Here is a 19,697-nt window from a genome sequence, read left to right as displayed (position 1 = left end):
AACCCGAAAGCACTCCCGCATGGAAATCATCATCCTTCCCACCGCCGACGACGTTGCCCGCACGGCTGCCGACGCCATCGAGGAACAGGTTCGCCGCGGACCGTGCGTCCTGGGGCTGGCCACCGGCTCCACGCCGCTGGGCACCTACCAGGAGCTCATCCGCCGGCACCGCACGGGCGGCCTGACCTTCGCCCAGGCGCAGGCGTTCCTCCTCGACGAGTACGTGGGGCTGCCCGCCGCACACCCGCAGTCCTACCACTCAGTGATCCGGGACGAGTTCACCGCCAGTGTGGACTTCGCCCCGGACGCGGTGTACGGACTGGACGGGATGGCGGAGGATCCCGAGGCCGAGGCTTCCCGATACGAGGGCCTGATCGCAGCAGCGGGCGGGGTGGATATCCAGATCCTGGGCATCGGAACTGACGGGCATGTGGGGTTCAACGAGCCCATGTCCTCGTTGGGCTCCCGGACCCGGATCAAGACCCTCACCCGGCAGACCAGGCAGGACAACGCCCGCTTCTTCGACTCGGCGGACGACGTCCCGGACCACGTCCTGACCCAGGGCCTGGGCACCATTCGCGAGGCCCGGCACCTGCTGCTGCTCGCCATGGGCGAGGCGAAGGCGGAAGCCATCGCGGCCGCCGTCGAAGGTCCGGTCGCGGCAGTCTGCCCGGCGTCGGCGCTGCAGCTGCACCCGCACGTGTCCGTCCTGGTGGATGAGGCTGCGGCCTCCCGGCTGGCGCACCGCGAGTACTACACGGACACCTTCGGTCGGAAGCCGGCATGGCAGGGGCTGTAAGCACGGGGTCCACCGCCGGGGCCGCCGGCGCAGCTCGGGCCGCTGCAGGGATTGCTGCCGGCCCCGTCCTGGAGCTTGCCGTGGAGGATGCCGACGGCGTCCGGCTGGCTGCCGCCGCGGGCGCCGCCCGGGTGGAACTCTGCGCCGCCCTGGCCGGGACGGACGGCATCACGCCCAGTATCGCCTCCGTGGAGCAGGCCTGCACCGTGGGCCTGCCCGTCCACGTCCTGGTGCGGCCCCGGCCCGGCAACTTCATCTACTCTCCCGGAGAGCTTGCAGTAATCGAGCGTGACGTGGCGGCGGCAATGGATGCAGGTGCCGCCGGTGTGGTGGTCGGGGTCCTGGCGGCCGACGGCGGACCGGACGCCTCCGCCGTCGGGCGCTTTGCCGAGGTGGCACGGCGCTGCACGCCGGCCGCCGAGGTGACGTTCCACAGGGCCTTCGACGCCGCTTTGGCGGCCGGCTTCGATCCGGCGGAAGCCCTGGCCCGGTTGGAGCAGGCAGGGGTGGACCGTGTCCTGACCAGCGGCGGCAGCCCGGACTGCGCCCTGGGCCTTGGCATGCTCGCCCGGCTGGTGGAGCTGGGCCGGACCCACGCGCCGTCGGTCCAGGTCATGGCCGGCGGCGGAGTGACGCTGGAACTGGTACCGCGGCTGCTCGAAAGCGGCGTCCAGGCAGTCCACACTTCCGCCCGGGCACGCCACGGGCTCTCCGGCGGGGACCGGGCGGCCGCCGCCGACCCTGCTTTGGCTGCGGCGATGGCCGCGGCAGTGGCAGGGGGACCCCTAGGGACACCCGCTGGGGAAGGGTCGGAAGCATGAGCAACGAACGGGTCCTGCGAGGCCGGATGGTCACCGGAAGCATGGACATTGCCGACGGCGTCATAGCGGTTGACGCCGGCCGCGTCACCTATGCAGGGCCGACGTCCGGATACCGCGGGAAGGCTGGGCCTGCGACCGAAAACATCCTGTTGCCAGGCCTGGTGGACCTGCACTGCCACGGCGCGAACGGCTCCGACTTCTCCGAGGGCTCCCTCGACGCCGCCCGGTCGGCGGCCCGCTACCTGTACAGCCGGGGTACCACAACGCTGCTGGCCAGCCTGGTGACGGGGTCGCCGGGGAACCTGGTGCGCAACCTCTCTGTCCTGCGGACTTTGGCGGGGGAAGGACTGATTGCCGGATCCCACCTCGAAGGCCCGTTCCTGGCGGCAGGGCAGTGCGGCGCCCACGATCCCTCGCTGCTCCTCGAACCGGACTCGGCCCTGATGACCGAGATGCTGGAAGCCGCCGGACCATCCCTGGCGTCCATCACGCTGGCGGCCGAGCTTCCCGGGGCGTCCGGCCTGGTGGATCTGCTCGCATCACGCGGCATCATCCCGTCCCTGGGGCATACCGCCGCGGACCCGGCGGCCGCTGCAGGGTTCCTGGAGCACGCTGCTGCCGGGTTATCTGCTCCGTCAAATCCAACCGGGCGGTTCAGGCCTACCGTCACGCACCTGTTCAATGCGATGCCAAGCCTGCACCACCGCTCCCCCGGCCCGGTATCGGCCAGCCTCAGTGCTGCCCGTGCCGGCAATGCGGTGGTGGAACTCATCGCAGACGGCGTGCACCTGGCGCCGGAAACGGTCAAGCTCGTGTTCGACCTGGTGGGCGCGGAAAACATCGCCTTGGTTACCGACTCGATGGCGGCCACGGGCCTGCAGGACGGGGCCTACCAGCTCGGTTCGCTGGCCGTCACCGTGGACCAGGGCGTCGCGCGTGTGGACAGTACCGGGGCCATTGCCGGCGGAACTGCCACCTTGCTGGACGTTGTGCGCACCACCGTCGCCGCGGGTGTCCCCCTGCAGGACGCCGTACTGTCGGCAACAGGCGTTCCGGCCGCTGTCCTCGGGCTGTCCTCCCAGGCAGGCGACCTCCGTGCTGGCCTGTCCGCCGACGTCGTCGTTACCGACCCGGACCTCAAACTGGCGGGAGTCCTGCGCCGGGGCGAATGGGTGGCTGCCCTCGCGCCCACACTGTAGGGGCGGCGGCACTCCCCCGCGCCCGGTCCCGAAGCCTGACGGGGGCCTGGTGCTGGGGCAGGAATGTCGTACCCTCCCACGATGATGTGGGTATGGGAAACGGCGCAGTCATAGCAGCACCGATGGAGGGTGTTACTGCCACCACGGCCGCCATCAACGCGCTGTTCCTTGAGGAGGAAGCCCTTGCGGCTGCTTCGCTGGAGGCTGACGGCGGCAATGGTGTTGATCTTTTGGACCGGCTCTACCGGTTCCGGTTGGAGCGGGTGGGCCTGGAAAAGCGGCTTGAGGCTCAGGTCGCCGCACTCAAGGCTAGGGACGCGGCCCAGTCCCTCGACCTGCAATTGGCCATGACCCCGCCCGATGCCTCCGCCCACGAGCGCACCTACGCGGAAATATCAGCTGTGGAAGAGATTGCCGGGATCCTGACCATCAGCTCCGGGGCGGCCGCCGCGTTCCTGGCCCAGTCCCGGCAGGTGTGCTCGCTGGCCGCCGCCTACAACGCGCTGTCCACCGGATCCTTGTCCTGGCAGCACGCCCGGATCATCGCCGACGAAACGGACAACCTGGACCACGCCACCGCCACGGCGCTGGCGGATCATTTCCTGGACCCGGACGCGCCCAACCCGGCCCGCGGCTGCCCCGCCGGTAACCTCGTCCCCTCACGGTTCCGGGCCAAAGTCCGCGCCTGGCGCGAACGCCACCACCCCGAATCGATCGAGAAGCGTCACGCCAAGTCCGTCGCCGACCGCCGGGTCGAGTTCACCCGTGACCGGGATGGCATGGCCTGGTTCTCGGTCTACCTCCCGGCCCACTCGGCGATGGCGGCCTGGAACAAGACCAGAGCTATCGCCCGCGGCCTTCAAGGACCCAACGAAACCCGGACTCTCACCCAGATCACAGCCGACGAGGTTGTCCGGCGCCTCCTCGCCCACACCGAATACCCTTCCCCGGGCAGCACCCTTGCAGGCAGAATCCTTGCAGGCAACGGGGATAGGGCAGGCGCTGAAAGACCCGCGAGCAGCTGCCAACCCAGCACCGAGGGCGAACAACCAGCTGTCATCGGGGAACAGATCCCGGATGAATTCATCGGGCTCGCCACCCTCATAGGCTCCGACGAGCCAGCGGCAGGCCTCCCCATCCCCGACGGCACTCACTCCGGAACCAACGGGCACATCGCAGGGTTCCCTGACAAACCCAGCCCCGAAGCCGGGAAAGTCCCCACACCCCACGCCGACGTGCTGGTTACCGTCCCCGTGTTCGCCCTGATCGGCCAAACGGACGAACCGGCCATCCTGGACGGGTACGGGCCGGTCCCCGCGTCGATCGCCCGCAAACTCCTCGCCGACGGAGCCGACTCCTTCACCCGCGTCCTCATCGACCCGCGCGACGGCGCACCCCTCGAAATCGGCCGCACCAGCTACCGGATCACCAAAGCCATGCGACAAGCCCTGACCCTCCGGGACGGCAAATGCACCTTCCCCGGCTGCAACAACAACGCCCTGGACAACGAAGCCGACCACCTCACCGCCTGGCAACACGGCGGAACAACCGGCATCAGCAACCTGGCACAACTCTGCCCAAAACACCACCGCCTCAAACACAACACCGGCTGGACACCCACGGAAGCCACCAAAAACGAACCGCCCGGCTGGACCTCACCCACCGGCCGCCACTACCCCAGCGAACAACCCGACTGGGAACCACCACGTCTGCCTTCGGGTATGCCTTCCCCGGATGTGGCCGGCCCCGGACCTTTGCCGTCCGGGACTCCGTTGGCGTCTCGGGCCGGCGTCATCAATGTGGACTTTCGTCCGGCCTTATCCCCGGCGGAAGAGTGCCTCCTGGAGTACCTGCGCAAGGCATAGCGTGCCTGCAGTATCGCTCCCACCGCGGTGTTAGTCAGGTACTTCCGCTACGTGGCCCTGAGTCCTCCCCTGACCTGGCTGAGCCTGGTCCGCTGTTTGGCCTCCTGCCCGGCCAATGCATGCAGCCGGGAGACCACGTTCAAGGCCAGCGGGCGCCCGTGCCCCGGTGCCAGCAGCCGGGGTCCCAGGTTGGCAAGGCGGTCCACCGATTCCATGGCTTCCTTCCAGTCCCACGTGGTGTATCGGGGCGGACCTGCAACGTCAGGCCTGGCCAGGAGGATACCCGGCAGCGAGTTCAGGTTTACCGTCACCACCGCGTCACCCGAGATCAACACCCTGTCGCTGGGGCGCCAAAACGCTACGTGCCCGGGCGTGTGCCCTGGCGTGGGCACTGCATTCCAGCCCGGCAGCCCCGGCACTTCCCTGCCGGGCGCAAGCGGTTGGACGACGTCGGAAATGTCCCCGCTGGCCTCGATTCGCCGGCGGACCGGGGCCGGCAGCGAGCGCATGATGGGCATAACCACCCACCGGTCCAATGGCATCGAAAAGTCGGCCCGGTGCTTTCCCTGGGCCATGGGCAACTCGGCCGGATGGACGTACACCGGCACTTGCCACAGCCGGGCCAACGTGCCGGCGGCACCGGAGTGGTCGGGGTGGAGGTGCGTCAACAGGATCGCACGGGGCTTCTCCTTTGGACCGAGCATCCGCTGGACAGCCTTGTGTACCGGCTCCGCGCTGGCGGCCCAGCCGGTGTCGACAAGCACCCGGGACGATCCGGACCGGACAAAGTAGAGGTTGGACGCGAGTGCTCCCGTACCCGAGGTTATGAGGACAACCCCAGGAGCAATTTCCCGGATTTGGCTGATGCGCTTCATTGCCCTTCCATTTTGATCCAGGACACCGCGCTTTTACATCCTCAGCCGTCAGCTCCGGGCAGGCATACCTCCACGAGACCGCCAGTGATACGGGTATCGAAGCGTGGCTGACGGGAGGTGGCAGGGCCGGCCTGCACCTCGCCAGTGCGCAGGGAGAAGGTGCTCCGGTGCCAGGGACACACGACGCAGGGTTCGCTGCCGCCCTTGGCGGCCCCGTCCTTAAGTTTCCCTTCGTGCAGCGGCCCGGACAGGTGGCTGCAGACGTCGGACAGCACGTTGACGCTGTCGCCCTCCCGGTGGACGAGCAGCGGCAGTCCGGCAACCTCGTGCTTGAGCAGCTTTCCTTCAGGCAGGTCCGAGAGCTGTGCCAGGGAATGCCATCCCGACGGAAAGCGGTGCGGTATCTCCTCGCTGTGGTTCACCCCGGCTGCCTGGCGGTAGGTGAGGTGGCCGCCCAGGAAGCCGCCGGCACTTACTGTCGCAAGTCCGAAGTAGGCGAGCACCTTTCCGCTGTTCTGGCTGCCCCTCGCCCGCTGGACCAGCGACGCAATGTAAAAGCCCGTTGCCGTCACGTTTGCGGCGGCGTGCACCAGACCCACTCTTTGCTGCTGCGGATGGAGTTGCAGCCAGTCATTGAAACCGGCCAGCGCGGACGGAAGCACACTTGCAGTGCCAACCCCCACCAGAATCCCGGCAGCCTTCCCGGTACCGGGGATTGCGTCCAGGACCCCGGCGGAAACCCACACCCCGATCGGGACCTGGACAGCGAGTGGGTGTACCGGATGACCGATGGGAACACCGTGGAGGACGTCCCTCGCCCATCGTGGACGGAGGACCTTCCTGACGACTTTCCGGACGCTCTTGGCCGCGGGGTCAAGCCATTCGGCGTCCTCGAGGCGGGTGACAAGCTCAAGTACAGGCAGCGGCTTCATGGGTCTCCCTTACCCTGTTTCCTGGAATCCAGTCGGTGCCCAGAGCCTAGCGGCTGGCCGCCCCGGGTAACAGGGCCAAGACAAGAGGGCAGGGACGAAAGGGAAGGCAGGAAGCAGCCGCATCCGGCGCCGGTACCCGGTTACCGCAGCGGCGACCCCAGCACCGTGAACTGGCTGCCGCCCATCTCGCCGGACAGCAGGGGCATGGCTTCGGCGATCGCGGCCCGCACGCTGTCCAGCTGCAGTGAGGCCCGGTGTGCCTCCGGCGACTCCCACAGTTCGCTCACAAACACCGTGTCAGGGGCGTCGTCGTTCACGCCCACCTCGTACAGCAGGCATCCGGCTTCCTTGAGTCCCGGCATGGGCCTGAGAAGGATGGACACAACGGCGTCCCGTTGGCCGGGCTTGGTTCCGAGGCTTCCCACATTCGCAAAGGTCATAGTGCCCAGTCTGCAGCATGGGTATGACCGGACAGGGCTAAACCCGAAACAGAATTTTGCCTACTTTGCGTGATCCAGCTGGCCAGATTGGGTATAGAACATAATGGCTAAAGCAGTGGGCCAACCGGCAGCCCTTGGGAGCACGCGCCATGAAAGCCAACGGGACCTTCCCGCCCGCCATCGAGCTGGGCAGCACGCCTTCCGGCAGGATTTTCCACGCCTTCCACCATCTGCAGTTGGTGCCGACACCGGACCTCCTCCGTTTGAAACGTGCGCTGGAACTGGACACCGCCGCATTCGACAGCGCCGAACCGGACAGCAGCCAGCTGGACAGCGGAGAGGCGGGCACCAGTGCATCAGACCCCGGTCCGGCCCGTGACCTTCTCCGGTGCATCGACGCGGAGTTGTCCCGCCGCCGGGAGCAGAGCCCGCAGGCCGGCTAAGACCATCCGCTCCGCGGGTTGGGCTGCGGAAAACGGGTGAGGGCAGTCCCTGTGTGCTACAGGGGCCACCGCCGCGGACCGGCGCCTTTGATGCCCGGCAGCGGTCCGCGGCCTAACCATCATTGAAAGGAGCACTCGCAAATGAGCAATGGCATTCTCCGGCGCACCGGAGCCGACATCACCGAGCCGCTTCGGCGCTTCTTCGAAGGCGACCTGGACCCATGGCTTCGGACCGAGGAGTACAGGGAGAACGGCACCCTGGTCATTAAGGCGGAAGTCCCCGGCATCGACCCCGACAAAGACGTGGACATCACCCTGACCGATGACCAGTTGCGCATCACCGTGCGGCACGAGGAAAAGTCGGAGCACACGGGCAAGGAAGGCTACCGTTCGGAATTCCGCTACGGCACGTTCTCGCGGGCAGTTACGCTCCCCGCCGCCGTTAACCAAGGTGACGTCAAAGCCACCTACACAGACGGCATCCTGGAGGTACGGGTTCCCCTGCCGGAACTCCAGGATGCTTCCGCCCGCCGGAAGATACCCATCACCAGGGGCTAGGAGGACGACGGCGGCGCGCGGCCGCCGTCGTCCGTTTCCCTTCTCCCCGGCTGGCTTCCCAGGCCTGACCTCATTCCGCGATGCCCAAGGTTCCGGTATGGACCACTGCGCCGCTGGCCGTGGTGTCGTCGTTCAACATCCAGCCCACGCGCTTGACCGTGCGCAGCATCACCACGCTCTCCACCAGTTCAATGCCCGGTACTTTCTGCTGCAGCGCCAGTTCGGCGGTCATGACGTCGGCCAGCGACTGGAGCCACATGATGATCACGAAGTTGGTGGGCCCGGTGGTGGACGCGCTGAGCCGGACATTGCTGATGGTGCGGAAGGCGGCGGCTGCCTCCTCATGCCTGCCGGCCGGGACGTTGGCGAACCACTGGCACGTCACCGGGAACGACGAGTAGCGCTGCGCCACCTCGCAGCGGAACAGCAGGATCCCGCTGGCGAGCACCCGGTTCAGCTGACGCTGCACCGTGGCGGGATGACGGCCCAGCTCCCGGGCAATGTCCGCCGCCGTCGCCCTTCCGTCCCGCGCCAGGTACGGGAGCAGGGCCAGGTGGCTGGCTGGGAGGTCCCCCCCTGCCTCAGCTTGCCGGCCCGGGCCCTCGGCGCCTTGCCCCAGCGTCCGAAGGGTGGCCAGCTGGGTCTTGTCCAGGATGTTCAGCCGCCATTCGTCCGCGCTGGTGTGCAGCCGCGTGCAGAGCGCCGTCTGGTACTTGGTGAGCCCTTCGATGGTCTTCAGCCTGGCGGCGACGTTGGTGCTGAACTCCTCAAGCGACCTGGCGATGACGGTCAGCATCAGGTCCCGGTTGCTGGCCGCCTCCTCCACCGTGACGATCTCGGGAACGGCCGCCAACTGGGCGGTGACGGCGTCCCGCAGGTTCATGTCGCAGTCAACGGCCACAAAAGCCAGGAGCATCTCCTTCGGGTTTCCCGCCAGGTGCGCGGTCACCCACGCCGCGCCGCTTGACCTCAGCCGTTCCCAGCGCGCGGCCAGCGTGGTGGCGTGGACGCCCAGCACTTTGGCGGCATCGGCCCAGCCAAGGCGGGGGTGGACCTGCAGCACCTGGATCAGGGCAAGATCGTCCTCGCTGAGCTCCATGGACCATCCCTTCCTGCATGAATCCTGCGGCTACCCAGAAGCATCAGCATATTTATTGCGCTTTCGGTGAATGTGAAGCGCGCCACTCCAGAATAGTCCACAAGCCGGAAGCCCACGCCAAGGAGTACAAGTGCCCATTACCGAAGACGCCCGCGACCTGCAGGAAGACCTGGTCCGCCTCCGCCATGACCTGCACCGGCAGCCGGAGATCGGCCTGCACCTCCCCCGCACCCAGGAGCGCGTCCTCCAGGCGCTGGACGGCCTGCCGTTCGAGATCACGCTGGGCAAGGAGACGACGTCGGTCACTGCCGTCCTGCGCGGCGCCGCCGGTTCACCCGTGGACGGCGGGTCCCCGGTGGGCGGCGGTTCCCCAGTGGGCGGCCAGGCGATCGAACGGCCCGCCGTCCTCCTCCGCGCGGACATGGACGGCCTGCCGGTGCAGGAGAAGACCGGGGTGGACTACACGTCCAGGACCGACGGCGCCATGCACGCCTGCGGCCACGACCTGCACACGTCCATGCTCGCCGGAGCAGCCACGCTCCTGGCCGAGAGGCGGCACCTGCTCCAGGGCGACGTCGTCCTGATGTTCCAGCCCGGCGAGGAAGGCTGCGACGGCGCCAGCTACATGATCCGGGAAGGCGTCCTGGACGCCGCCGGTCCCCGCGTCCAGGCGGCCTTCGGCATGCATGTCTTTTCCTCGCTGGAGGAACACGGCCAGTTCTGCACGAAGCCGGGCGTCATGCTCAGCGCCTCCGACGGCCTGGAGGTCACGGTCCTCGGCGCCGGCGGCCACGGTTCCGCCCCGCACGCAGCCAAGGACCCGGTGACAGCGGCGGCCGAGATGGTCACCGCGCTTCAGGTGATGGTGACGCGGCAGTTCAACATGTTCGATCCCGTGGTCCTGTCCGTGGGCGTCCTGCAGGCCGGCACCAAGCGGAACGTTATTCCGGAGACCGCGCGCATTGAAGCCACCATCCGGACCTTCTCCGAAACCTCCCGCCTGAAGATGATGGAGGCCGTACCGCGGCTCCTCAAGGGCATCGCAGCAGCCCATGGCCTCGACGTGCACGTGGATTACCAGGAGGAGTATCCCCTGACCATCACGGACGAGGACGAGACGCGCACCGCCGAAAACGTCATCGCCGGCCTGTTCGGTGAGCGCAGGCTCTCCCGCTGGGCCACCCCGCTTAGCGGTTCCGAGGATTTTTCCCGGGTGCTGGCAGAAGTGCCCGGCACCTTCGTGGGGCTCAGCGCCGTCGCGCCCGGCGCTGATCCCGCAGCCTCCCCCTTCAACCACTCGCCGTATGCCACGTTCGACGACGGCGTGCTGGCTGACGGGGCAGCGCTCTACGCAGAACTGGCCGTCTCGCGGCTCGCCGCACTTTCAGCAGCGCCATAACACCGGCAGCCACCCCGCAACGCCGGCAGCAGCGCTGCGCCGGTAACCCCATTCGCACCGACCACCAGGAAGTCATCATGTCCATTGCAGTAACAAGGCAGCAGACTGGACGCGTGTCCACCGCGAAGACCATCGTCGGAACCGGCATCGGCAACGCTGTCGAGTGGTACGACTGGGCCATCTACGCCACGTTCACGCCCTTCATCGCCAGCCAGCTCTTCAGCAAGGCGGACCCCGCCTCCGCGGTACTGTCCACGCTGGCGATCTTCGCCGTCGGCTTCGTGGCCCGGCCCTTCGGCGGCTTCGTTTTCGGCTGGATCGGAGACAGGGTGGGCCGCAAGGCATCCATGACGCTCGCCGTCGGACTGGCGTCCCTGGGCAGCCTGATGATCGGCATCGCGCCCACGTTCGCGGCCGTGGGCGCCTGGGCATCGCTGATGCTGCTGGTGGCCCGGCTCATCCAGGGACTCGCGCACGGCGGCGAACTGCCGTCGTCGCAAACCTATCTTTCGGAAATGGCACCCAAGGAGCACCGCGGATTCTGGGCCACCCTGATCTACACCTCCGGAACGGTTGGCATCCTTTTCGGCACCCTGCTGGGCGCGGTGCTGAACATGACGTTGACCACCGATGCGATGAACGCCTGGGGCTGGCGGATCCCGTTCCTGCTGGGTGCCGCGATGGGCCTCTACGCCCTGGTCATGCGGGCCCGGCTGCACGAGACCGAGGCCTTCGAGGGTGAATCCACGACTTTGAAGCGGGCGCCAATCTGGCCGCAGATCGTCCGGCACCGGAAGCAGGCCCTGCAGGTGATCGGGCTGACGGTCGGCCTGACGGTGATCTACTACATCTGGGGCGTGGTGGCACCGAGCTACGCCACCACCGCACTCAAGATCGACCGCGGCGAGGCGCTCTGGGCCGGTGTTGTTGCGAACATCGTGTTCATTGCCGCGCTACCGGTGTGGGGCAAGCTGTCCGACCGGATCGGGCGCAAGAAAGTGCTGTGGTCCGGGGCCATCGGTTCCGCCGTGATGCACTTCCCCATGACCTGGCTGCTGAAGGATTCCGCCTGGCAGCTGGCCGTGGGCATGTCCGTGATGCTGGTCTTCATCGCCGCGAGCGCCGCCATTGTGCCGGCCGTCTACGCCGAGCTGTTTCCGACGTCCATCCGCACCGTAGGCGTCGGAGTTCCGTACTCCATCTGCGTGGCCGCGTTCGGCGGGACCGCACCATACCTGCAGCAGTGGCTGGGCTCGTCGCTGGGCGCACCGCAGGTGTTCAACATCTACGCGGTGCTGCTCCTGGTCATCAGCGCGGCGTTCGTCTTCACCATCCCGGAGACGAAGGGTAAGGACCTGACGCACTAGCCGCTTCAGGTGGCTCCTCCAGGCGGATCCGCCGGTCCCCGGCGCATGGTGCACCGGGGCCCGGCGGTGTTTCCGGGGCTGCTCAGCCGAAGTTCCTGATGGTGATGCCGGAGAAGGTTGCCGGGCCGCCGTCGGTGTAGAACGAGATTCCGGTGTCACCCGCCGCGAAGTGCACCTGCTGGGACAGCACCGTGTGCCCGGCGTTCACGAACACCTCCACGCTCTGTTTGTCCACGAAGATGCGCAGGTGGACCGAGCGGGCGGCCGCATCGATCTGTGCCGCTGCACGTGTGAACGGCACGAGTGAAAAGCCCGCCAGGTCCGACGGCCCACGGTCGACATAGAGCTCCGCCCCGTACTTGCCAATGTTGGTGTGGCGTCTGCCGTCCGCGGACCGGCCCACCGAGACGCCCACGTTGGCGGCGGCGGCCCAGGAGATATCGAGTTCCAGTTCGTACGCCTGGCCGCTCCACGGCAGGACGGCGCTGCCGTTGACAGTGCGGTCCGGCAGCACGGTAGTGGAGCTGGCATGGCTGGCGAGCACCGGGACGGGACTGCTGAGCAGGCTGTACCAGCCCCCGATCTGGCGGGCGAGGCGCAACTCCCGCACAACCGAGTTCTGGCCGTTGTACCCGTCGCTGGCGTCCGTGGGAACGTCACGGGCGGCGTACTTCCAGTTGTTCATCCAGCCGATCGCGTACCGCCGCGTGTCGGGCGCCTCCGCTGCCGGCCAGGTCACGGCGCCGTACCAGTCCCAGCCCCAGTCGAGCCACTGCGGATCCAGGTTGTCTGCGAGGAACTGCCCGCCATCCCAGGTTCCCGTCCAGTAGGCGTAGGTCATGGGCAGGCCGATGCTGTACGCATCCATGCTGGCGCCCAGCACCCAATGCCGCGTGCCGTCGTCGGCCGTCATCTCGAAAAGGTCAGGGCATTCGATCCCGCCGAGGGCATGGTTGGGGTAGTCGAAGTTGCGTTTCAGCTGCCAGTCGCGCAGGTTTTGCGAGGTATAGAACGCGGCGTACCGGGCCCGCCCGATCACGCACACCCATTCGCTGCGCGCGCCATCCCAATGGATCTTCGGATCCCGGAACCACTCCGCGTTCTCGATCTCGGCCTGCGTGCTGGCGGCCCGGCCGTCCGTATTCACGATCACGGGGTCGGGTAGCGCCCTAAAGGTGTAGCCGCCGTCGGTGGACCAGTAGAGGTATTGCTCCTGGTACTTACGGATCCCGCCCGTGGGCTGCGTGGCGAGGACCACGATGGCGCCTGCCCCGAAACCGGCAGTGTTTGCCGTGTCCACCACCGCTGATCCCGACCAGACAGGAAAGTCCGGCTGCAGCGGGATGGCAACCCCGTGATGGTCGAAAACCACGCAGTCCGTGGTGGTGGCGTGGTCCCATCCTCCCGGGCCATTGTTCTGGGCTGAATGCAGGTAGTAGAGGTGGTATGCGCCGTTGACGTGCACCGGACGTTGCGGGTCGCACAGCCAGCCCGCCGGCGGCGTCATGTGGTACACGGCGCGTAAAGACTCCTTGGCCTTGGCTGCTGCCGGGATGGCGTTGCTCATGAACAGAGCCAGCGCTCCTGCGCCTGTGCCCTGCAGGACGTTACGCCGGGACAGATGGGGCGTCATGGTAGTTCCTCTCGAAGGTGGGCTGCATCAGGGCGTGCGACAGCCACTGGCGCACGCGGCGATAACGACGGCGGCGCAGCAGTTCGCAGGCACAGGAGCCTGCGTGGGAGCGGGTTGCGTCGCGGCCCGGATGAAGGGACGGCCCGCCGGCGTTACGTGGCGCCGGACGGGCCTTGGAACGGTTACTGCTATAGGGGTGGAACCTTCATTGGTTCGGCGGCTGACCTCGTCGTCGGAAAATCGCTTGGCCCCAAAACTAGGGATGCAAACAGTGTTTGGTCAAGCGTTTTATCGCCCGTCTTTCAACTCCGAAAAAATTTCGCTAAAACGCTTGATCAAACCCGGCGTGATCATCTACCTTGAGGTGATCAAACGCTTTAGCAGAACGGAACATCAACGCCGATGAGTTATCCAGTCTTCTTCCAGCCCGCCGACGGATGGGTGGGAGACCTCATCCCCTTCCAGAAGGACGGGGAGTTCTGGCTCTTCTATCTTCACGAGGTCCGCTCCGACCCCAAGCCGGGTACATCGTGGAACCTGGTTACCACCAAGGACCTCATCCAGTTCCAGGACCAGGGGGTGTCACTGCCCCACGGAACAGAGACGGATCCGGACTTCAACGCCTACACGGGCAGCGTGGTGATAGACGAGTCCGGCGTCCACCACCTCTTCTACACCGGACAGAACCCGAAGAACCTTGGCGGGGACGGGCTGCCGCTGCAGCTGGTCATGCACGCCACCAGCACCGATGGAATGCGCACCTGGGTGAAGCACCCCGAGCTGACGTTCGGCGCACCTGCCTGCTACGAGTCCGGGGACTGGCGGGACCCTTTCGTGTTCCACGACCCGTCCTCGGGCCAGTGGCGCATGCTCCTGGCAGCCCGGCACGCCGAAGGACCCGATCGCCGCCGCGGGGTCATCGCCCAGTGCGTGTCCAGCGACCTGGTGAGCTGGCAGTATGCGGAACCCTTCTGGGACCCCCGCCGGTACATCACGCACGAGTGCCCGGACGTCTTTGCCTGGGGCGACTGGTGGTACATGGTCTACTCCGAGTTCTCCGAAAATTTCACCACCCGGTACCGCATGGCCAAAAGCCCTGACGGCCCGTGGCTGGTTCCGGACCAGGACAGCATCGACGGCCGGGCGTTCTACGCATCCAAGACCGCCGAGCGGGACGGGCGGCGGTTCTTCTTTGGCTGGATCGCCAGCAAGGAAGGAAATTCCGACGGCGGCCCCTGGCAGTGGGCGGGCACCATGTCCGTCCTGGAGGCCCGGCAAAACCCTGATGGAACCCTGGCGTTCGGCTTTGCCGACGAACTGGTGGACAGCTTCTGGGACGAAGTTGCCGTGACCTTCGACGGCGGCCTGCCCGCCAGGCTGGACGTTCCGGACGGCTACGCCGCCATTGTCTCCGGGGAGGATCTGCCCTCCCAGTTCTACGCGAAGGCAGTCCTGGAGATCGGTCCGGGCACCACAGAGTGCGGATTGCTGCTGCGGTCCAGCACCGACGGCGACAGCTCCTACATCCTCCGGCTCGAACCCAAGCGCGGGCGCCTGGTCTTCGACCGGTGGCCGCGGGCCGTCACGGGTGAGGCCCAATGGCATGTCTCCGGGGACGTGCCGTTCGAGATCGAACTCGAACGCCCGTGCAGCCTTCCCCCCGGGGAACACACCCTGGAAGTCATTGTCGACGGCGACCTGTGCGTCGCCGTCGTGGACAGGCAGGTGGCTCTCAGCACCAGGATCTACGACCTGCCGGCGGGCCGGATCGGCGTCTTCGCCGGCGAAGGATCCGCCACCCTCACACGCCTCGAAGTACGCAAGCGCACCGACAACTGAATACCCTCCTCCGTTCACACCAAGGGAAAGACCGCAATGAAGAATCTTATTCGCGCCGGCGCCGTCGCAGCCGCCACCGCACTGGCACTGACAGCCTGTGGAGGCGGAAGTTCCACCGATCCCTCCAACGTCAGCCCCACCGGTGAAATCAAGCCCCGGGAAATCTCCTGGCTGCTCTCGCGGCCCGCTGACGGGGCCGTCATCAACATCATGAAGAAGCTCGCCGACGACTATGCCAAGGACCACCCCGGCTTCGAGCTGAACCTGATCACCACCCCGGACCGGCCCTCCTACATCCAGAAGCTCGAAACCCTGGCCGCGGCCAACAAACTCCCCGAGCTCTTTGACACGGACGCCACACCCTTCGCCCAGCAGCTGGCCAAGCAGGGCAAGATGGTGGACGCCGAGAAGCTGCTGAAGACCCTGGACGTTTACGACGATTACCGTCCAGGCGCCCTGGACTACCAGCGCTTCGACGACGGCTCCCTGTACATGATCCCGTTCCAGTTCGAACTGGAGTTCATCTGGTACAACAAGGCACTGCTGGAGAAGGCAGGCGTTTCCGCGCCGAAGTCCCTGGACGATATCCCAGCCATGTGCACGGCCCTGCGCAACGCAGGCATTACTCCGATCGCCATCGATGGCCAGGACCAGTGGCCGCTGGAACGCTATATTGCCTACCAGCCGTTCCGGGAAGCCGGCCCGGACTTCGTGCAAAAGCTGAAGAAGGGCGAAGCCAAGTTCTCGGACCCCGCCGGCCAGAAGACGGTCAACTGGATGGCTGAGCTGGGCCAGGCAAAGTGCTTCCAGGAGGGCTTCTCCGCGCAGGGCTATTCAGACGCGCAGAACCAGTTCACCTCCGGCCAGGCGGCGATGTACAACATCGGCACCTGGGAGCTGCCCAGCCTGGCCACGGACAAACTCAACCCCGCGGTCCGGGATGACATCGACTTCTTCACCCTGCCCACCACGGCCGGCTCCGTGACGGCGGCCAATGAGTTCGTTTCGCCCTCCGGCATCGGCATGGCCGTGAACGCGAAAACCTACGATCCCCTGGTGAGCGACTTCCTGAAGTTCGCCCTGGAAAAGTACCCCGCGGAATACGCAGCCACTGGCGCACTCTCGCCCACCACCGACGTCGAAACCGCCGTCCCGGCCAACGCAACGCCGCTGTACCGGAAGGCACTGGACCAGGCGAAGGACCTCGGTTCCAAGCAGGCCATGCCCTGGGACACGCAGCTGGACCCCACCACCAACGGCCGGCTGCAGCAGGAGCTTGTCCTGCTGGTCCAGGGCAACATCACGCCTGAGCAGTTCACCAGCACGATGGATAACACCATCGCGCAGAACGCCCCGAAGTTCTTCAAGTAAGCAACCACTGCGGCGGGGGACTCCGGTCCCCCGCCCGAAAGGCCCGCCATGCAATCCAACCGGATGCTTCCCAACCGGTCCAGGACGTCGGTCCTGGTCTTCCTGCTCCCGCCGCTGCTGCTCTACGGCGCAGCAGTGCTCTTCCCCATCCTCCAGTCGCTGTTCCTGAGCTTCTTCTCCTGGAACGGCATCAGCGACATGGAGTTCGTGGGACTGGACAACTACGTCCGCATGTTCGCAGCCGATGACATTTTCTGGCGGGCTTTCCTGAACGCCCTGGTGTACCTGGCCATCTGCCTGGTCCTGCAGCTCGGCGGCGCCCTGGTGGTCGCCAGCCTGCTCACGTCCCTCCGCCACGGCCGGGAACTGGTGAAGACGCTCTACCTGCTGCCCGCCGTGATCTCCACCGTCGCCATCGCCTTCCTCTTCGTCCGGATCTACTCCATCGACCCCGTGGGTCTGCTCAACCAGCTGCTGCACTGGATCGGGCTCGGCAGCCTGGAGCGTCCCTGGCTTTCGGACGTCACCACGGTCCTGGCGGCCGTCTCGGCGCCGGAAGGCTGGCGCTTCACCGGCCTTTACATGCTCATCATCTACGCGGCCCTGCTCGCCGTGCCGAAGGAGCTTGAAGAAGCCGCCGTGCTGGACGGGGCATCGCGGTGGACGCTGTTCACCAAAATCCGCTTCCCCTACATCCGCCCGGTGTGGATCACCACCACCATCATGGCCACCACCTACGGCCTGCGTGGCTTCGACATCCCCTACCTGATGACCAACGGCGGGCCGGGGCAGTCCTCGGAACTGCTCACCACCTACATGTACAAGACGGCGTTCACCAGCACCGACTTCGGCTATGCCAGCACCATCTCCGTGTTCATCGTCATCGAGTGCCTCGTTGCCGTCGGCCTCATCCTGTTCCTGCTCAAGCGGAAGGCAGACTCATGATCACCCAGGCAGCCCCAGCCAGCCCGCCCGCCGTGGTGCCGCCGCGTCCGGCAGCCCGCCGCCGCCGTCGCAGGCCTGACCTGTTCCGGACGCTCTCACGCGTCCTGATCATGCTCATTGTGATCGTCCAGGTGTATCCGCTGGCCTGGCTGTTCCTCACCAGCCTGCGCACCGAGCAGGACTTTGCCAGCGGGGATCCGTTCGCCCTGCCCAGCTCGTTGACGTGGGAGAACTACGCCCGTGCCTTCGAAACGGGAGACCTGGGCCGGAACATCATGAACAGCTTCATCGTCACCATGGGCGCCAACATCCTCATTGTCCTGCTGGGCATGATGGCCGCGTATGCCATCCAGGTGCTCGGGTTCCGGCTCAGCAAGCTGGTCCGGGGGCTGTTCCTGATCGGCATCATCGTCCCTGTCCAGATCGCCCTGGTGCCGCTGTTCATCGACTACTCGGCGGTGAACCTGCTGGACACCTACCAGTCCATGATCATTCCCCTGGCCGGGTTCTCCCTGCCGATGTCCGTCTACTTGTTCTCCTCGTTTTACGAATACATCCCGAAGGAAACGTACGAGGCCGCATCCCTGGACGGCGCGGGACCCTACCGGATCTTCGGCCTGATCACCCTGCCGCTGTCGCTCAACACGGTGGTGACCGTGGTGCTGGTCAACAGCATCTTCATCTGGAACGACTTCATCTTCGCCAACACCTTCGTGCTGTCCGAGGAACTGAAGACCATCCCGCTGGGACTGCAGAACTACATCGGCGCCATGGGCAAGGTGGACTGGACGGCCACGTTTGCCGCCGTGTGCGTCACCATCACCCCGCTGCTGCTGGTCTTCCTGGTCCTTAACAAGGCCATGATCCAGGGACTTGAGAGCGGGGCGACCAAGGGATGACCGCCGCAGCAGCCGGATATACTCCTGACGGAGGGCAGATGAATTCAAGGGAGAACAAGCCGGGAGAAGCCGCGCCTGCGGCCAGCTCCCGGCACCGGCCCGAACGCGCCCACCCTGTCACGCTCCGCGACGTCGCCGAGGCGGCGGGGGTCTCCACTGCCACGGTGTCGCTGGTGGTCAACAAGAAAAAAGACGCCCGCATTGCCGAAGAAACCCGCCAGCGCGTCAAGGATGCCATCCGCGCGCTGGGCTACCGGCCCAACGCGATGGCCAAGACCCTGGTCAGCGGAACCTCCCGGTTCATCGGACTGGTGGCCGACGGCGTTGCCACCACTCCCTTCGCCGGCCAGATCATCCACGGCGCCCAGGACGAGGCATGGAAGCACGGCTACGCCCTCCTGATTGCGAACACCGAGGGCAACCGGGAGCTTGAACAGGACGCGATCAGCATGATGCTCGAGTACAAGGTGCGCGGCATCCTCTATTCCACCTGGTTCCACCGCGAAACTGACATTCCGGCCTCGCTGCGGGAAGCGGACTTTGTCCTGGTGAACTGCTTCGCCACCGAGCCGGGGGCACGGGCGGTGGTGCCGGACGAGGTGCAGGGCGGAAAGTCGGCCACCGAGATCCTGCTGCGGCACGGGCACCGCCGCATTGCCTTCATCAACGCCACCATTCCCGCCCCTGCCAAGGACGGACGGCTCCTGGGGTACAGGCAGGCGCTCGAGGAAGCCGGCATTGCCTTCGACCCCGGCCTGGTCATGGAAGCCTATCCGGACCAGGAAGGCGGCTACGGCGCAACCGGTGCACTGCTCAAGCGCGGCGCCACCGCCGTCTACTGCTACAACGACCGGATGGCCATGGGCCTCTACGACGGGCTGCGTGAGCACGGTTTGTCCATCCCGGAGGACATCGCCGTGGTCGGCTTCGACAACCAGGAAGTCATCGCCGCGCACCTGCGGCCGCCGCTCTCCACCGTGGCATTGCCCCACTACGAGCTTGGGTCCGCAGGGGTGCGCATATTGCTCGGGCTGGAGGAGACAGCCGGAGCGGAGGCGGCGAGAATCCACTGCCCCACGGTGGAACGGACATCGGTCCAAGTCACCGCCTCCGCATAAGCCGGTCACGCTGACTGATGCCTGGGGGCGTGGTGCTCGGGATGGCGGCAGGCCGCCGTCGTCATACTTCCTGCTTGGGGGTTCAGCGCGCTGGC

The 19,697-nt window shown here is 66.5% G+C and carries 18 protein-coding genes; 13 read left to right on the top strand and 5 right to left on the bottom strand.

The annotated features are described in order from the left end of the window. Window positions 1-19: 19 nt before the first annotated feature. From nagB to AC5RU7_RS17250, 4 genes are all read left to right on the top strand, one after another. Entirely contained in the window at window positions 20-799 is a 780-nt protein-coding gene (gene nagB, locus AC5RU7_RS17265; protein ID WP_494053255.1) for a glucosamine-6-phosphate deaminase, read from the top strand. Beyond that, window positions 784-1,620: a copper homeostasis protein CutC gene (locus AC5RU7_RS17260; RefSeq protein ID WP_494053254.1), complete on the top strand. Its 837-nt coding sequence runs from the start codon at window positions 784-786 to the stop codon at window positions 1,618-1,620. The genes nagB and AC5RU7_RS17260 overlap by 16 nt, the downstream gene beginning before the upstream one ends. Continuing rightward, complete coding sequence (locus tag AC5RU7_RS17255; protein ID WP_494053253.1) at window positions 1,617-2,819, top strand: N-acetylglucosamine-6-phosphate deacetylase; 1,203 nt, start codon at window positions 1,617-1,619, stop codon at window positions 2,817-2,819. The genes AC5RU7_RS17260 and AC5RU7_RS17255 overlap by 4 nt, the downstream gene beginning before the upstream one ends. A 92-nt stretch (window positions 2,820-2,911) precedes the next feature. Continuing rightward, complete coding sequence (locus tag AC5RU7_RS17250; protein WP_494053252.1) at window positions 2,912-4,684, top strand: HNH endonuclease signature motif containing protein; 1,773 nt, start codon at window positions 2,912-2,914, stop codon at window positions 4,682-4,684. 47 nt (window positions 4,685-4,731) lie between these two features. Here AC5RU7_RS17250 and AC5RU7_RS17245 read toward each other — a convergent pair whose 3' ends face one another. From AC5RU7_RS17245 to AC5RU7_RS17235, 3 genes are all read right to left on the bottom strand, one after another. Continuing rightward, a complete protein-coding gene (locus tag AC5RU7_RS17245; protein WP_494053251.1) occupies window positions 4,732-5,559 on the bottom strand; it encodes an MBL fold metallo-hydrolase in 828 nt (275 codons plus the stop codon). Window positions 5,560-5,600: 41 nt separating this feature from the next. Next, a complete protein-coding gene (locus AC5RU7_RS17240; RefSeq protein WP_494053250.1) occupies window positions 5,601-6,491 on the bottom strand; it encodes a Rieske (2Fe-2S) protein in 891 nt (296 codons plus the stop codon). 140 nt (window positions 6,492-6,631) lie between these two features. Further along, window positions 6,632-6,931, bottom strand: coding sequence for a putative quinol monooxygenase (locus tag AC5RU7_RS17235; RefSeq protein WP_494053249.1), 300 nt, complete (start codon window positions 6,929-6,931; stop codon window positions 6,632-6,634). Window positions 6,932-7,080: 149 nt separating this feature from the next. Here AC5RU7_RS17235 and AC5RU7_RS17230 point away from each other — a divergent pair, with 149 nt between their 5' ends. Together AC5RU7_RS17230 and AC5RU7_RS17225 are read left to right on the top strand one after the other, a co-directional pair. Then, a complete protein-coding gene (locus tag AC5RU7_RS17230) occupies window positions 7,081-7,374 on the top strand; it encodes a hypothetical protein (protein ID WP_494053248.1) in 294 nt (97 codons plus the stop codon). Window positions 7,375-7,515: 141 nt separating this feature from the next. Next, window positions 7,516-7,932, top strand: a complete 417-nt coding sequence (locus AC5RU7_RS17225; RefSeq protein ID WP_494053247.1) for an Hsp20/alpha crystallin family protein — start codon at window positions 7,516-7,518, stop codon at window positions 7,930-7,932. A 70-nt stretch (window positions 7,933-8,002) separates the two neighbouring features. On the opposite strand, the gene AC5RU7_RS17220 is transcribed toward AC5RU7_RS17225, so the two are convergent. Further along, window positions 8,003-9,031, bottom strand: a complete 1,029-nt coding sequence (locus tag AC5RU7_RS17220; RefSeq protein WP_494053246.1) for an Lrp/AsnC family transcriptional regulator — start codon at window positions 9,029-9,031, stop codon at window positions 8,003-8,005. Between the two features lie 130 nt (window positions 9,032-9,161). Here AC5RU7_RS17220 and AC5RU7_RS17215 point away from each other — a divergent pair, with 130 nt between their 5' ends. Then, window positions 9,162-10,430: a M20 metallopeptidase family protein gene (locus AC5RU7_RS17215; RefSeq protein WP_494053245.1), complete on the top strand. Its 1,269-nt coding sequence runs from the start codon at window positions 9,162-9,164 to the stop codon at window positions 10,428-10,430. A 77-nt stretch (window positions 10,431-10,507) separates the two neighbouring features. After that, on the top strand, window positions 10,508-11,797 hold the full coding sequence (locus AC5RU7_RS17210) for an MFS transporter (RefSeq protein WP_494053244.1): 1,290 nt from the start codon (window positions 10,508-10,510) through the stop codon (window positions 11,795-11,797). Window positions 11,798-11,879: 82 nt separating this feature from the next. On the opposite strand, the gene AC5RU7_RS17205 is transcribed toward AC5RU7_RS17210, so the two are convergent. Continuing rightward, window positions 11,880-13,430, bottom strand: a complete 1,551-nt coding sequence (locus AC5RU7_RS17205; RefSeq protein ID WP_494053243.1) for a glycoside hydrolase family 32 protein — start codon at window positions 13,428-13,430, stop codon at window positions 11,880-11,882. A 402-nt stretch (window positions 13,431-13,832) separates the two neighbouring features. Here AC5RU7_RS17205 and AC5RU7_RS17200 point away from each other — a divergent pair, with 402 nt between their 5' ends. From AC5RU7_RS17200 to AC5RU7_RS17180, 5 genes are all read left to right on the top strand, one after another. Further along, entirely contained in the window at window positions 13,833-15,269 is a 1,437-nt protein-coding gene (locus AC5RU7_RS17200; protein ID WP_494053242.1) for a glycoside hydrolase, read from the top strand. Window positions 15,270-15,305: 36 nt separating this feature from the next. Next, a complete protein-coding gene (locus tag AC5RU7_RS17195; protein ID WP_494053241.1) occupies window positions 15,306-16,640 on the top strand; it encodes an ABC transporter substrate-binding protein in 1,335 nt (444 codons plus the stop codon). Between the two features lie 63 nt (window positions 16,641-16,703). After that, window positions 16,704-17,585 (top strand): carbohydrate ABC transporter permease, encoded by an 882-nt coding sequence (locus AC5RU7_RS17190; RefSeq protein ID WP_494053289.1) that lies wholly within the window; start codon window positions 16,704-16,706, stop codon window positions 17,583-17,585. Continuing rightward, window positions 17,582-18,484 carry a carbohydrate ABC transporter permease gene (locus AC5RU7_RS17185; RefSeq protein ID WP_494053240.1) on the top strand — a complete coding sequence of 301 codons (903 nt, stop codon included), beginning with the start codon at window positions 17,582-17,584 and terminating at the stop codon, window positions 18,482-18,484. Before AC5RU7_RS17190 ends, AC5RU7_RS17185 begins: the two co-directional genes overlap by 4 nt. A 38-nt stretch (window positions 18,485-18,522) precedes the next feature. Next, window positions 18,523-19,602 (top strand): LacI family DNA-binding transcriptional regulator, encoded by a 1,080-nt coding sequence (locus AC5RU7_RS17180; protein WP_494053239.1) that lies wholly within the window; start codon window positions 18,523-18,525, stop codon window positions 19,600-19,602. Window positions 19,603-19,697 lie beyond the last annotated feature (95 nt).

It is taken from the genome of Arthrobacter sp. K410C, from assembly GCF_059090105.1.
The sequence above is the reverse complement of the archived record's forward strand: the minus strand, read 5'-3'. Positions and strand labels throughout refer to the sequence as shown.